General features: G+C 57.6%; 16 protein-coding genes. 3 read left to right on the top strand and 13 right to left on the bottom strand.

What is annotated here, in order from left to right:
- Nucleotides 1-96 precede the first annotated feature (96 nt).
- Nucleotides 97-999, top strand: a complete 903-nt coding sequence (locus tag WC421_06140) for a DMT family transporter (GenBank protein MFA5161807.1) — start codon at nt 97-99, stop codon at nt 997-999.
- Nucleotides 996-1337 carry a DMT family protein gene (locus WC421_06135; protein ID MFA5161806.1) on the top strand — a complete coding sequence of 114 codons (342 nt, stop codon included), beginning with the start codon at nt 996-998 and terminating at the stop codon, nt 1335-1337. Before WC421_06140 ends, WC421_06135 begins: the two co-directional genes overlap by 4 nt.
- Nucleotides 1338-1424: 87 nt before the next feature.
- On the opposite strand, the gene gyrA is transcribed toward WC421_06135, so the two are convergent.
- From gyrA to WC421_06095, 8 genes are all read right to left on the bottom strand, one after another.
- On the bottom strand, nt 1425-3959 hold the full coding sequence (gene gyrA / locus WC421_06130; protein ID MFA5161805.1) for a DNA gyrase subunit A: 2535 nt from the start codon (nt 3957-3959) through the stop codon (nt 1425-1427).
- 378 nt (nt 3960-4337) lie between these two features.
- Nucleotides 4338-5978 carry an ATP-binding protein gene (locus WC421_06125; protein ID MFA5161804.1) on the bottom strand — a complete coding sequence of 547 codons (1641 nt, stop codon included), beginning with the start codon at nt 5976-5978 and terminating at the stop codon, nt 4338-4340.
- Nucleotides 5979-5998: 20 nt separating this feature from the next.
- Entirely contained in the window at nt 5999-6301 is a 303-nt protein-coding gene (locus WC421_06120; GenBank protein ID MFA5161803.1) for a hypothetical protein, read from the bottom strand.
- Nucleotides 6298-6969, bottom strand: a complete 672-nt coding sequence (locus WC421_06115) for a 7-carboxy-7-deazaguanine synthase QueE (protein ID MFA5161802.1) — start codon at nt 6967-6969, stop codon at nt 6298-6300. The genes WC421_06120 and WC421_06115 overlap by 4 nt, the downstream gene beginning before the upstream one ends.
- Nucleotides 6966-7625, bottom strand: coding sequence for a 7-cyano-7-deazaguanine synthase QueC (gene queC, locus WC421_06110; GenBank protein ID MFA5161801.1), 660 nt, complete (start codon nt 7623-7625; stop codon nt 6966-6968). Before queC ends, WC421_06115 begins: the two co-directional genes overlap by 4 nt.
- Complete coding sequence (locus tag WC421_06105) at nt 7622-8275, bottom strand: 2-phosphosulfolactate phosphatase (GenBank protein MFA5161800.1); 654 nt, start codon at nt 8273-8275, stop codon at nt 7622-7624. The genes queC and WC421_06105 overlap by 4 nt, the downstream gene beginning before the upstream one ends.
- Nucleotides 8272-8709 (bottom strand): hypothetical protein, encoded by a 438-nt coding sequence (locus WC421_06100; protein MFA5161799.1) that lies wholly within the window; start codon nt 8707-8709, stop codon nt 8272-8274. Before WC421_06100 ends, WC421_06105 begins: the two co-directional genes overlap by 4 nt.
- A complete protein-coding gene (locus WC421_06095; GenBank protein ID MFA5161798.1) occupies nt 8676-8864 on the bottom strand; it encodes a type II toxin-antitoxin system HicA family toxin in 189 nt (62 codons plus the stop codon). Before WC421_06095 ends, WC421_06100 begins: the two co-directional genes overlap by 34 nt.
- Before the next feature lie 38 nt (nt 8865-8902).
- Here WC421_06095 and WC421_06090 point away from each other — a divergent pair, with 38 nt between their 5' ends.
- Nucleotides 8903-9796 carry a diacylglycerol kinase family protein gene (locus WC421_06090; protein ID MFA5161797.1) on the top strand — a complete coding sequence of 298 codons (894 nt, stop codon included), beginning with the start codon at nt 8903-8905 and terminating at the stop codon, nt 9794-9796.
- Here the strand turns inward: WC421_06090 and WC421_06085 are convergent.
- The 5 genes from WC421_06085 to WC421_06065 are packed head-to-tail and all read right to left on the bottom strand — an operon-like array spanning nt 9771 to nt 13931.
- Nucleotides 9771-10256 (bottom strand): histidine phosphatase family protein, encoded by a 486-nt coding sequence (locus WC421_06085; protein MFA5161796.1) that lies wholly within the window; start codon nt 10254-10256, stop codon nt 9771-9773. The two genes, WC421_06090 and WC421_06085, sit on opposite strands and share 26 nt — an antisense overlap.
- A complete protein-coding gene (acpS, locus tag WC421_06080; GenBank protein ID MFA5161795.1) occupies nt 10246-10620 on the bottom strand; it encodes a holo-ACP synthase in 375 nt (124 codons plus the stop codon). The genes WC421_06085 and acpS overlap by 11 nt, the downstream gene beginning before the upstream one ends.
- Before the next feature lies 1 nt (nt 10621).
- Nucleotides 10622-12502, bottom strand: coding sequence for a glutamine--fructose-6-phosphate transaminase (isomerizing) (glmS, locus tag WC421_06075; protein MFA5161794.1), 1881 nt, complete (start codon nt 12500-12502; stop codon nt 10622-10624).
- Between the two features lie 26 nt (nt 12503-12528).
- A complete protein-coding gene (locus tag WC421_06070; GenBank protein ID MFA5161793.1) occupies nt 12529-13182 on the bottom strand; it encodes a (Fe-S)-binding protein in 654 nt (217 codons plus the stop codon).
- Between the two features lie 26 nt (nt 13183-13208).
- Nucleotides 13209-13931, bottom strand: a complete 723-nt coding sequence (locus WC421_06065; protein MFA5161792.1) for a pyridoxine 5'-phosphate synthase — start codon at nt 13929-13931, stop codon at nt 13209-13211.
- Nucleotides 13932-13942 lie beyond the last annotated feature (11 nt).

The following is a 13942-nucleotide window of genomic DNA, read 5'->3' as shown; positions in this document are numbered from 1 at the left end:
AGCCACAATCCAAACGCGGCCAGCCCCTCCGGGGCTGGCCGCGTTTCGCCGCTGGCCGCCCCGCCGCCCGGCCCGGAATGCTATAATATTGGAAAGATGACTCCCGTAGCATCTCTTTGGACAAACTGGTTTTTCACCGCGACCGCGCCGCTGGCATGGGCGTATGCCGTGCGCTGGCTCTCGCCCGTCGCGCTGACTTTCTGCTGCGCCCTGCTGGGCTTTGCGTATTTCCTGCCGTGGATTATAAGGAACGGCGCGCTGCGGGGGTTGTTCTCGCGCAGGCTGATGTTCCCGCTGTTTGTGATGGGCTTTTTCGGCGGCGCGGTTCCGGTGGCGCTGCTGTGTTTTGCGCTTAAATACACAACAGCCGCCAATGCCGCCATCATCGCGCAGGTGGAGGTGGTGTATTCGCTGATTTTATCCCGCCTGCTGCTGCATGAAAAGTTCACGCCGGTCAAATTCGCCGGCGCGGCGCTGGTTATAACCGGCACGTTGATGATAGCTTTCAGGGAGCGTTTCACCCCGCGCTGGACCGGCGACTGCCTGGTGCTTATCGCGCCGGTGTTCTATCAGCTTTCCCATGTGGCGGCTAAAAGGCTGCCAAAAGAAATAAGGCCGGAGTTTATCGCCGCCGCGCGCGGGCTTTACGCCTCAATTGCGCTGCTGCCGGTTGTGGCGGTGGCGGCGGCATTGGGTCCGCTGGCGGTTAATCCGCCCGCCGCCGTGCTGCCGGTGGTGGTCTGGGCGGGGCTGATTGTAAACGGGCTAGGCAATCTGTTCTGGTACCGGGCGATACGGGGGATGGAGCTTTCGCGCGCCACGGTGATAATACTTTCCTATCCGGTGCTTACGTTCATCCTGTCCGCAGCGCTGGGGATGGAGCGCGCTCATTTGTACCAGGCCGGCGGACTGGCCTGCGCGCTGGCGGGGGCGTATCTGGCCACCCGCCACAGCGAACCGGTCCCATCTTCGCCGCGGCAGGAGGCGGTTTCCGTATGACCAGGGCATCCGCGATAGTGTTCCTTGTAATCTCCAACACGTTTATGACCTATGCGTGGTACGGCCATCTCAAGGACATGAAAAACAAGCCGCTACTGCTGGTCATAATGGCAAGCTGGAGCGTCGCTTTTCTGGAATATTGTTTTCAGGTTCCGGCCAACAGGATGGGGGCGCGGTATTTTTCGCTGGCGCAGTTGAAAGTGATGCAGGAAATAATAACGATGGGCGTTTTCGCGGCGTTTTCAATGCTGTACATGAAGCAGGCCTTGCGGACGGATTTTTTATGGGCCTTCCTCTGCCTGATGGGCGCGGCCTATTTCATGTTCCGCGCGGCTTAACTTCAACTTAAAAATCTGCCGGAGGATGGCTGGCCATCCTCCGGCAGAGTAATTCTATGCCGCCGGCTAAGCTATCCGCGCGGGGGGTCAGGCGGAGGGCTTGCCGTCTTTTGGTTCGGGGGCGGCTTCCGCTTCGCCTTCTATGCGCTCCTCTTCCTTCTCGCTTACAACCGGCGCTATGCTGGCGATTTTGTCGTTCTCTTCCATCTTTACAAGGCGCACGCCCTGCGCGTTGCGGCCTGTCTGCCGTATCTGCTCGCAGCGCAGCCTTACGGCCATGCCCTTTTCGGTCATCACCATCAGGTCTTTTTCCGGCGTAACCAGTTTGATGCCCACCACTATGCCGTTGCGCTCTGTGGTCTTGATGGTTATTACGCCGCTGCCGCCGCGGTGCTGCTCGCGGTATTCGGCCAGCTCGGTGCGCTTGCCGAAGCCGTTTTCGCAGACGGTCAGAAGGTCGGGGGAGGCTTTCGGCTCCGCCGCTTCCATGCCGACGACGACGTCGCCCTTGCCCAGCCGCATGCCGCGCACGCCCTGGGCCTGGCGGCCCATGGAGCGGACCTCGCTCTCCGGGAAGCGGATTGACATGCCGTCCTTGGTGCCTATTATCATGTCCATCGCGCCGTTGGTGAGCTGGACGTCCACCAGCACGTCGCCGTCTTCAAGGGTTATGGCGGCGATGCCGTTTCTGCGGATATTTTCAAACTCCGACAGTGCGGTGCGCTTTGCCACGCCGTTGCGGGTGCACATGGTGAGGTAATGCTCCTTGCCCTTGTTTTCCTCAAATGTCCGTATGGCGATGGCGGAGGTGATTTTCTCCTCGCCGGATATTTGCAGCAGGTTTACTATCGCCTTGCCGCGCGAGGTGCGCCCGCCTTCGGTAATTTCGTAGGCGCGCAGCGAGTACACCTTGCCCCGCGTGGTGAAAAACAGTATCGTCGCGTGGCTGGAGGTTACAAAGAGGTGTTCTATGAAATCCTCCTCTTTGGTCTCGCCGCCGATGATGCCTTTGCCGCCCCGGTTCTGCGCGCGGTAAGTGTTTAGCGGAATGCGCTTTATATAGCCGCTGTGCGACATGTTGACTGCCACTTCCTCCAGCGGGACCATGTCCTCAAGGGTAAGCTCCGCCGCCTCGCTGGTGATTTCGGTGCGGCGCTTGTCGCCGTATTTTTCCTTCAGCTCGGCCAATTCGGAGACTATGATTTTAAGGACTTTTTTCGGGTCGGCCAGAATGCCGCGCAGTTCTTCTATCAGTTTGGCAAGCTCTTTGCGCTCGGCCTCTATGGCGTCAGTTTCAAGCCGGGTGAGCTGGTGCAGCCGCATGTCCAGAATGGCCTGAGCCTGAATATCGGTAAGCTCAAACTCGTCCATCAGCTTGCGCTTGGCAGACAGCGCATCCTCGGACTTGCGGATGATTTGCACCACCCGGTCCATGTTTTTGATGGCGATAAGCAGGCCCTGCAATATATGCTCTCGCGCGAGGGCTTTGTTAAGGTCAAACCGCGTGCGCGCCGCAATGATGATCTTGCGGTGGCTTACATAATGCGCCAGCACCTCTTTGATGGGCATGACGCGCGGCTTGCCGTCCACAATCGCCAGCATGATGACGCCGAAGGAGGTTTCAAGCTGCGTATGCTTGTATAGCTGGTTGAGGACCACCTGCGCGTTGCCGTCGCGCTTTACTTCTATGACAATTCTCATCCCGCGCCGGTCGGATTCGTCGCGCAGGTCGGAGATGTCGGCGATTTTCTTGTCGCGCACCAGCTGGGCTATGTTTTCAATAAGAGTGGTTTTGTTGACCTGGTAGGGGATTTCGGTGATGATGATGGCCTCGCGGTTGCCTTTCATCTCCTCAATTTCCGCCCTGCCCTGTATCCGCACCGAGCCGCGCCCCGTCTCAAAATAATCCCGTATTCCCTGCCTGCCGCGTATTATGCCCGCCGTCGGGAAATCCGGGCCCTTGATTAGCTTGGCAAGCTCTTTGACGTCTATGTTGGGGTTTTCTATGTAAGCGACGGTCGCGTCGCAGACTTCCGAGAGGTTGTGCGTCGGTATGTTTGTGGCCATGCCCACCGCTATGCCGGAGCTGCCGTTTACCAGCAGGTTGGGCAGCTTGGCCGGCAGCACGAACGGCTCCATAAGCGAGCCGTCGTAGTTGGGGACCATGCGCACGGTTTCCTTGTCTATGTCGGCCAGCAGTTCATCGGCCACTGCGGCCAGCCGGACCTCGGTGTAACGCATGGCGGCGGCGGGGTCGCCGTCTATGGAGCCGAAGTTTCCCTGTCCCTGCACAAGCGGATACCGTATGCTGAAATCCTGCGCCATGCGCACCAGCGCGTCGTATACGGACATGTCGCCGTGCGGATGGTATTTGCCCAGCACGTCGCCGACGATGCGCGCGGATTTCTTGAAAGCCTTGTTATGGCGCACGCCCATCTCGTGCATGGTGTAGAGGATGCGGCGGTGTACGGGTTTAAGCCCGTCGCGCGCGTCCGGCAGGGCGCGGCCCACGATGACGCTCATGGCGTAGTCTATATAGGAGGATTTCATCTCCTCGCCGATGTCGCGCGTGATTATATTGCCGAAAAGGTCCTTGTTCTGCGGTCCGGTCTCTTTAGTCATACTGAAGCCTCCGTGAAAACGATTTGAGCGCGATTGATATTATCGCAATTGCCGCACTATGCCTCCCGGAGGGAAGCATATCGGTGGAAATGGCCTGAACTGCCCCTGACAGATAACACAGTGAATGACGGCGCCAGTTCTTTTAATGAAGCGCCAGTCCATCGCAAGGCAGAAGCCAAAATAGCGCTAGCGTAATATTTGCCCATATCCGCAAGCGAGATTCTATCAAATACATGATTTCCGTGTGTTTTATCCCGCATATGTTCTTTCGCGCTGTTCTTTTAACAACATTGAAATTTCCTGCAAAACATTGTTAACATCCCGTCGGATAAATAGTTTAGACATGCTCTTTTACCTTTAATATTCTCTTTTTTTCTTTTAATTCGCACCTGGAACCCACTCGGAATGCCTGTCTGTTCCAATGTTAATGATTGCATTCTTTTTTCTCATGGCGGTTAATATATTGCTGATTTTCTGCTGCTTTTTATTATCCGTCATAAACTCAGGCAGCTTTTCAAACAATAAATCGTTTATATCTCTACGAGAAGCCACTTTGTGTTTTTTCACAAACTCCAATATCATGTCTTCATAGTATCTGTTGTCAAAGGCTCTGTTCCTGAAATACTGCGCTTTTTGCTCCATAATGGCAGATATTGTGTCAGAGATAAATATGTTGGGATAGCGGCCTTCAATAAGTCCCTTCTTTTTCAGTTTCTTTGCCTCATCTATTGGTATGGATAGCCTCCTCTGCACTTTATCTAAAGTCAAAACTGTTGGCAGGTCCAGTTCCGGGTTTCTGCGCAACAATTGAGAGAAACGCGGATCTAATATGTTTCCATCAACGGTAAGTTGAACTGATGATTCTTTCAGTTCGTAATGAGGCAATGGGAAAAACCGGTTCCGCTGTATTTGAAACATTTTTGGGATGCCGCTGCCTATTGTTTCAATCATCTTCAGGTTTACCATAGCTTGCGCAAGAAAAGGGTTTCTGTATTTGATTTGCGGCGCATTTTCACGCAATACCGCTTCTATATTGCCCGGAATGAATGCACCCAGATTCGAGAAAACTAATTTGTCGGGATATTCCACAACATTGATTCTTCCCCCCATCAAGTAGTCCTGATGTGCTATGCAATTGTGCAAAGCCTCTCTAATAATCCAGTTATCATATTTCCGTATTTCCAATGGGAATAATGTCGCATCCGGCAAGTATTGAAAATTGGGGTTTCGTATTAGAGCAAGAATTTTGTCGGTGTTGAGTAGAAACGGCGGATGGAAATGCTCATATTGGTCGCTGTTCAAAGAATTTTGTTCTTTAGATACCCACGTTATTTTTGCCATTGCCGGGGATAAAAAATGCTCGGATTCTGATGCGCCCAGGAGCAAAATGGCAGTATTGGTAATTTTGTCCCGGATTGTAAGTTTCGCTTTATTAAGGAAAGTTCTGGTGTCCCATTCAGCCGCCTCTGGATTTCCTGGCAGGAATTGCTCTCGCGCAAAGGCAATCGCATCTTTGTCCAGCATGTCAATAGAGGCTTCTTCAATAACTCTTGCCGACCAATCAGGCATAATTTGGCGGCGGATTGTTTCCAGCTTATTGATATCCAGCGCAACAAGAGATGCTCCATGCCGCGCGTAATAATGTCCCTGCCATGCAATCGGAATTCCCTGCGGCGCCGCCGGTATTTTGAGCAAAATCACTCGTTTGCCGTCCCGCGTTAACTCAAAGGGTTGAAAACAGATGTTTCCTGTTGTGTGGACCGAAAAATCGTTTGGCAAAGCAGTCAATTTTCCTTTTTTAAAGCTGGTTCCCACAATACTGCGAGTTCTGTCCTCAATGCCAAGTACCAGCCAGGAATTAGGGCAACCTGCCAAGTTGGCTTCATTGCTCAAAGCGGAGAAATATTCCCCCAGTTTTTCAAAACTAAAGTCATTCGCGGCTTCTTTGAACTCCAAACATTCGGTTTCATGTCTGGATAGAAGCTCATTTAGCTTTTTATTTAACTCGGTGTCCGTCATTTGCCTCTATTTTAGCAATTTTAATCCAGGTCCAGCGGGTTGAGCGGGCGGCTGGTGTCGCCGGAGTCTTTTATGCGCTGTTTTTCCTGCTCAAATTTGTCCAGCAGCTCTTTTTTGTGCTTGCTCATTGAATCCGGCGCCTGCGAGAAATACTTGCCAAGCCTTTCTTTTTCCTCTTTCATTTTTTTGAGCGAATCGGCAAAGGCGTCGCCGCCCTCTTTTTTCTCCAGTTTGGCCCATGTTTTGACAATTTTGCCGGTTTTGCGCTCCAGTTCCAGCCGCGTGCCGCAGCACGGGCAGTCCACAAACATTGTTTCCGTCATTTGACCCCCCATATGGGATGCTGCTGCGGCAGTATTATGACCCGCGCCAGCTTCCGCCGCGCAAGTTTCAGGAATTTTTCGGCGGTTTTCACGGCCTGCGTGGAAACCGGCGTCGCCGGCTGTATCACAAGCGGGATATGCGCGGAGACGTCCGCTACCGTGCCGGCGCATTGCTCCAGCTCGGCGCGGGACTCTCCGCCGGTGAGTACCGCCTTCACAAAAACCCTGCCCCTGCATTGCGACAGGAAATCGCGGTGGCGCGCGGCCAGCTCCTCGCCGGTGGAGCGGCGGAACTTCCAGTCCGCCGCCACGATGTCAACATGCCGGCTTACAAGCCGGAATTTTTCCGGCAGCGCGGCATTTGTTTCCAGATAAACCGGCAGCCCCGCGGTTTTTATGCGCGGCGCCAGCGCGGCTATAAAATCCGCATGCAAAAGCGGCTCCCCGCCGGTAAGCGATACCGAATGATGCGGTTTTTTGCCCAGCCGCGAGATTTCGCGCAGTATCCGCTCCGCCGTCATCATTTTCCCGGCGGCGCGGGAGGCGGGCTCGTCGCAATAGGAACACTTGAGGTTGCAGCCGCAGAAGCGGACGAAAATCTGCCGCGCGCCCAGAAAAATTCCCTCGCCCTGTATGGACGAGAATATCTCCGCGACGGGGGCTTTCATAGCGCCTCGTCCCGCAGTCCGGCCAGGGCAAAGCCTTTTGCGCGCAGCTTGCAGGCGTCGCAATGTCCGCAGGGTTTTGCGCCGCCTTTATAGCAGGACCATGTGTGCCTGACGGGAACTTTCAGCCTGGCCGCCAGTTTGGCTATCTGCGCCTTGTCAAGATTGATAATCGGGGTGAGTATTTTCATTTTTCCGCCCAGCGCGGTGCCCCGCGCCACGGCTTTTGCCAGCGCCTTGTAGAACTGCGGACGGCAGTCGGGATAACCGGAATAATCCAGCGCGTTAGGCCCCAGCACCACGGCCCGCGCCCCGGCGGCATCGGCAAAAGATGCGGCAAGCGACACGAAAAGCAAATTCCTTCCCGGCACATAGGTGGGCGCGATGCCTTCATGCCCGATTTTGTCAAGCGGGATATCCGGCAGCTTGCGGGACTTGTCCACCAGCGCGCTGGTTTTCAGCCAGGGCAGCTTCAGCCGCAACGTTGTAAGCGGAACGCCCGCCAGCCTGGCTATTTTTGCCGCGCTTTTCGCCTCGCGCCCGTGCCTTTGCCCGTAAAGTATGCAAAGCGCATGGCAGCTATAGCCCTTTGCCTTGGTCCAGTAAAGGCAGGTGGCCGAATCCAGCCCGCCGGAGAGAAGGACAATGGCTTTTTTCATAACTTTGCCACGGCGCAATCGCCGGATATTTTCACTTCCGGCAGCAGGTTCAGCCCGCCGGTGTTTAGCGCGATTGCCAGGTCCGCCGCGCCGTTTTGCGGACGTTCGCGCAGGAACTTTTCAAGCCGCCCGCTTTCCTTAAGAAGCGCCAGCGCGTTTTGCGCGGCGTTTTCCCCGCCGGAGGCGGCGGCCTCAAGCGCGCGGGCGCAGAGTAAATCTTCCGGGTGGTTCAGGTAAAATATCCCCGCCGGAACCAGCAGGAAATCGCCTCCGGCCCGAATTTTCGCCGCTGCCGCCGGAAAATTCGCAAAACAGCCTATGTAGACCGCCTCCGCGTTTCTGAGGCTCAAAATCGCTTTTGTCCCCGCGCCGGTAACCAGCACGGCGGGCCTGCGCGGGTCGGATTGCAGCGCCTGGGAGGGGGAATTGTCGTATTTTTCAAATTCCGGCGGAAAATCCAGTTCCGAGAAAAAATCGCCTCCCGGATTGCCGGCATGCCATGCAACGGCCTTGTCCTTGTCGGCGAAAACGCGCACATGCGGCTTGCCGCGTTTCAGCATCGCGCAGATGTTGGTGGAGCAGCGCAGCACATCGCAGACGACCGCGCGTCCCGTCCATTCCGCGCACTGCTGCGGCGTCTCGGCTATCATGGTTTCCAGTTTTGCAGGGCCTGTCTTTCCTGCGGGGTCAGGGTGTCCACATATTTCACGGCTATGGCGTAGGCGTTGCAGAGGCCGTCCGGCAGTCCGCCGGAGAAATCTCCCTGTCCCGTCTCGTGGTCGTTTATGGCGGCGATTATCGCGTCCGCGCCGTTTCTGGCGGCAAGTTCGCGCATCATTTGAATCTGGCGGTCAAGGGATTTTTTGTCTTCCGGCTTTACGTCCCAGCCGTGAAGCAGCGCCATGGCGCCATAAGGATGTTTTACCTGCGCGCGGGAGAAAAACACCTCCACATCCCCTGTTTTTTTCGGCGAAAAGGAGGGGCCGGAGGGCAGCCAGTCCACCTGCCTGCCGATTCCGGCGCAGCCGCAGGCAAGGGCGCAGAGGAGAATTAGTGCGGCGGTTCTACGCCTAAATCCCGGCATATTTTGCGCACGGTGAAATCGGCTATCTCGTTATGCCGGGTAACCGGCGTTTCCTTGCATGTGACGGGGTTCTGGAACACTGAATACTTGCCGCCTTCCCTCGTAAGCACACAGCCCTGCTCGGTAAGATGTTTGACCAACTCTCTTCTTTTCATATATCCCATTTTATCAAATTCAGGTACAATAGTGGCTGATGGACAGAAGCTTTTATTTCATAATAAACCCCAATGCGGGCCGCAAAACCGACGCGCGCAACCTGGCTGAAGCGGTAACAACCCTGTTTGCCGGGCGGGGCCGCGCGGAATGCGCCTTCACCTCCGGCCCCGGCCATGCGCTGGAGCTGGCGCGCGGCGCGGTGGCCTCGGGGTTTGACGCCGTGGTTGTCGCCGCGGGCGACGGCACCATAAACGAGGCGCTGCCCGCGCTTTGCGGCTCGCGCGCCGCGCTGGGGCTTGTGCCCAGAGGCTCCGGCAACGGCCTGGCGCGGGAATTCAGTATACCGCTGGCTCCGCGCCGCGCGCTGGAGGCGCTGCTGAAATGGCGGCCCCGCCGCATTGATTTGGGGAAGATAAACGGCGAGTATTTCGCCAATGTCGCCGGCATAGGCATAGACGCGCTGATTGGCGAGGCGTTCAACAGTTTCGGCAGGAAAGGGCCGCGCGGCAAGCTGCCTTACTATTACTTCGGCCTGAGGCAATATGTTTCCTACAAGCCGCCCCGGCTGGAGCTGGAATGCGGGGGCAAAACATCTGTTGTAAAGCCGTTATGCCTGGCTTTTGCCAACTGCCGCCAGTTCGGCGGGGGGGCGGTGATAGCGCCCTCGGCAAAGCCGGACGACGGGCTGCTCAATATCGTAACTGTGGATTACCGGCCCTGGTACCAGACTGTGCGCCACCTGCACAAGCTGTTTGACGGGAGCATTGAAAGCTCTTCTCTGGTGTCCGCAGCAAAAAGCGCCTCCGCCCTGGTAAGAGGCGAAGGCGAAATTGTTTATCACATTGACGGCGAGCCGCGCCGCGCCCGCGGCGCCATTACGGTGGAAACGGTTCCCTCGGCGCTGGCTATACTTCAGGGTCCAGAAAGCTGAACTCTTCCGCCGCGCAGGCGCGCGGGCGGGGGGGAAGCTCCCCGTCAAAACGCAGCACGCAGACCCCCGCCGGCTGGAAGGGGAAGGCGCAGCCGCCCATCAGCGCGCCGGCCAGCATGCCCAGCCCCGGCTGATGCCCTACTGCCATAACCGTCCCGCAATCCGCCAGGCGGGGCAGCAGCATCTCCCACACATCGGAGCAGGAACGGCTTCCGTCAAGCCAGTCCGCAACCTCCACCCGCGCGCCGAAATGCGCCGCCGCGGTTTCCGCGGTGGACATGGCGCGCACAAGCGGGCTGGACAGCGCCAGCTCCGGCGCAAAGCCCTTTGCCGAAAGTTTTTTTGCCGCAAGCAGCGCCGCGTTTTTGCCCCGCGCCGACAGCGGGCGTGCCGCGTCCCCGCCCGCGCCGGCGGCGGGCGAATGGCCGTGCCGCATCAGTATCAGACGTTTAACCGCCATATCCCGTGCGTATTGCCACCGCCGCGGCGGAGGCGTAATCGTCCGCGTGCGAAAGCGCCAGATGGAACACTATGCCCGCTGCGCGCGGGTCTTTGCATAATATGCCAGGCCTGCCGCCGGGGGATTTGACTATGGCTATATCTTTCAGCGCCAGCCCCTTAAGCCCGGCGGCTTTCCAGACGGCTTCTTTGGCCGCAAAGCGCACCGCCAGCCGCTGGAACTGGTTTTTCTTGCCTATGCTGTAGCGCAGCTCCTCGTCGGTGAAAACGCGCGCCAGAAAGCCCTTGTTTTTGCGGATAAGCAGCTTGATGCGCTTTATTTCCACTATGTCTATGCCGATTCCTATAAGTTGCTCAAAAGGCATGTCATTCCACCGTAACGCTTTTGGCGAGGTTGCGGGGCTGGTCTATGTCGCAGCCGCGCTCGTTCGCCGAATAATAGGCGAACAGTTGCAGCGGCAGCGCAGTCAGCAGCGGGGACAGGTATTCGCCGGTCTCCGGCACGGGAAGGCACTGGTCTATCTGCACGCCGGCGGGCAGGCAGCCCTCGTTTGCGATGGCCACTATGCGCGCTCCGCGCGAATGCGCCTCCAGCAGATTGGAGGCTATTTTGTCCCCCGCGCGGGATTTGGGCGATATGCCTATTACCGGCATCCCTTCCTCTATTATCGCGATGGGGCCGTGCTTCATCTCGCCGCCGGCGAAACCCTCCGCATGGACATAGGAAATTTCTTTTATTTTCAGCGCGCCTTCCAGCGCGGCGGGGTAGTTTATGCCCCGCCCCAGAAACAGAAAGTGGCCCCTGTCGGCGAATTTTTTAGCGGCGGCTTCCACCTCCGCGGCGCGGGCCAGAACGCGGCGCATGAGCGCTGGAATCCTGAACAGTTCCCCTATGCACGAATCAGTTTGCTGGGGGGTTAGCTTCCCCCGCGCCGCCGCCAGCTGCACGGCGAAAATATACAGCGCCGCAAGCTGGCCGGTGAAGGCCTTGGTGGAGGCCACGCCAATTTCCGGGCCGCAGCGGGTGTAGAAGGTGAAATCGCATTCGCGCGTCAGCGAGGAGTCCAGCACGTTGCATATCGCCAGCGTCCTGACGCCGTTCTTTTTGAACTCCCGCGCGGCGGCTATGGTGTCTGCCGTCTCGCCGGACTGGCTTATCAGCACCGCCAGCGCGCGCGCCGCGAAAATCGGGTCGCGGTAGCGCCTCTCGCTTGCGAAATCCACGGAAACCGGCACGCCGGCGAAATGCTCTATCATATAGCGCCCGGCAAGCGCGGCATGATAGGCTGTGCCGCAGGCGGCTATGTGTATCTCCTGCAGCGAGCGCGCCGCCTCCGGGTCCAGCCCGAACTCGCGCAGCAGGGCCTCTTCCCCGGCGGGGAAAAGGCGGCCCCGCATGGTGTCTTCCAGGGCGGCGGGCTGCTCGTGTATTTCCTTGAGCATGTAGTGTTTGTAGCCGCCCTTTTCGGCCATGGTCCTGTCCCACTGCACGACGGAGACGGGCCTTTCGGCTTTTTTGCCGTCCGCGCCGAATACCGTAACGCCCGCCGGTTTTAGCACGGCGATGTCCCCGTCGGAGAGATAGACGGTCTTTTTCGTTTTTTCAAGCAGCGCGGTTATATCCGAGGCCAGAAAATTCTCGCCCTCGCCTATGCCCAGCAGCAGCGGGCTTTGCCGCCGCGCGGCGATTATGGTGGAGGGACAGTTTGTCCACAGCACCCCCAGCGCGAGCGAGCCTTCCAGTTCTTTCAGCGCCAGGCGCACCGCGTCGTAGAACAGCGGGTCCAGCATCTCCATGCGCCAGGCTTTCCCGCCGGAGCCGAGATTGCGTATTTTTTCCTCTATCAGATGGGCTATCACCTCGGTGTCTGTTTCGGATGAAAATGTGTGGCCCGCTTTTCCCAGCCGGTCTTTAACCGCGGCATAGTTTTCAATGATGCCGTTGTGGACCACCACTATTTTGCCTTCGCAGTCGGTATGGGGGTGGGCGTTTTCCTCGTTAGGCTTGCCGTGGGTGGCCCAGCGCGTGTGGCCAAGCCCCGTGGAGCCGGAAACCGGCCTGGACTTGAGCATTTTCGCCAGCAGCTCCACCTTGCCGACGCTGCGGCGCAGCTCCAGCGAATTTTTTTCCTTGTCTATTACCGCCAGCCCGGCGGAATCGTAGCCCCGGTATTCAAGCCGCCGCAGGCCCGATATTATAAATTGCGCGGCTTCCCCGCCGCCGGCGTATCCGACTATTCCGCACATGAAAGCTCCTTGAACTTGCCGCCAGGTCAATGCGAGTCGATGAATTTGTCCAACTCCGCATGCCATTCATCCGGCTCGCATATTCCCGCGGCGGTATTATCGCCAAACAGGAGGTCCGCCATATGGCGCGGTTTTTTGCCGCCGATATGCATGGCTTTTACGCAGGATACGCAATAAACCACGACATTTTCGGCGGGCATTTCGTCCGCCCTTTTCCTCATGGACTGTTTGACCTGCTCCGGGGGAAGCTGCCCGTACAAGCTGTCGCCGCAGCAGGCGCCGCCGGTTCTGGTTTTGGACGGTTCCGTCACCCGGATGTTCATTTTCGCCAGCAAATACCGGAGAGCGTCGTGAATTCTTGCCTGGTCTCTGGCCGGGCAGGCGTCCAGCACGGTCATTTCCTCCCCGCTGTAATTCGGAAACGGAAAGCTGCCGCTTTTGCACAGGACTTCCCAGAGTGAAATCGTGCTGATGCCTTCGTAAAGCGTCCGGTACCGCCTGTCGCAGCCGGCGCAAACATTGATGATTTGTGTTCCGGCTGGCAGATCCGGCGCGTGCCTGCAACAGGTCAAATGCTCGCTTACCGGTCCCAATTCCTTATTCAGAAAGCCAAGAATCCGCCCGGCCAGCTCCGGCTTGTATATCATCAATGCGCAACCCGGCGCGAACACTATTCCCATCTTCCCGCCTTTTCTGTCGTCCGCGCTTATGCGACAAGCGTTTTCATTTCCGCCACGGCGCGGCCCAGGCCGGCAAACATGGCGCGGGAGATGACGGAGAAACCGATATTGAGGCATTCCGTCCCCTCAATATGCGCGGCGGCGCGGACATTGCGGTAATCCAGCCCGTGGCCGCTGTGTATATGCAGCTTCATTTCGCGCGCCAGCACGGCTGCCACTTCAAGATTCTCCAGCGCGGCGGCCTCGTTTTTGCCGCCGAAAGCCTCGGCGTACGCCTTGGTGCAAAGCTCCACCGTATCGGAGCCGGCGGCGCGCGCGGCGCGCACCGACGCGGCGGAGGGCTCTATGAAAAGGCTGACCCCTATTCCGGCGCGGCGCAGTTTTTTGACGCATTGGGCCGCCTTCGCCGCGTTTTTGCCGGACAAAGCAAGCCCGCCATGAGTGGTAAGCTCGTCCGGCCTTTCCGGCACTATGCAGACCGAACGCGGCTTGAGCTTTAGCGCGATGCGCTCCATCTCCGGCGTGCAGGCCATTTCCAGGTGAATGCGCTTTGCGCCTATTTTCTTTTTGAGAAGGAAAACGTCCGCGTCCTGTATGTGGCGCCTGTCCCCGCGCAGATGGCAGACTATGAAATCCGCCCCCGCTGCCAGGCAGATTTTGGCGGCTTCCGCGATATCGGGCTTGCCGATTCCGCGCGCCTGCCTCAATGTCGCGACATGGTCTATGTTTATTCCCAGTTTGATTTTCATAAAACCCTCCT

The organism is Elusimicrobiales bacterium, from assembly GCA_041651175.1.
GTDB lineage: Bacteria > Elusimicrobiota > Elusimicrobia > Elusimicrobiales > Elusimicrobiaceae > JAQTYB01.
The sequence above is the reverse complement of the archived record's forward strand: the minus strand, read 5'-3'. Positions and strand labels throughout refer to the sequence as shown.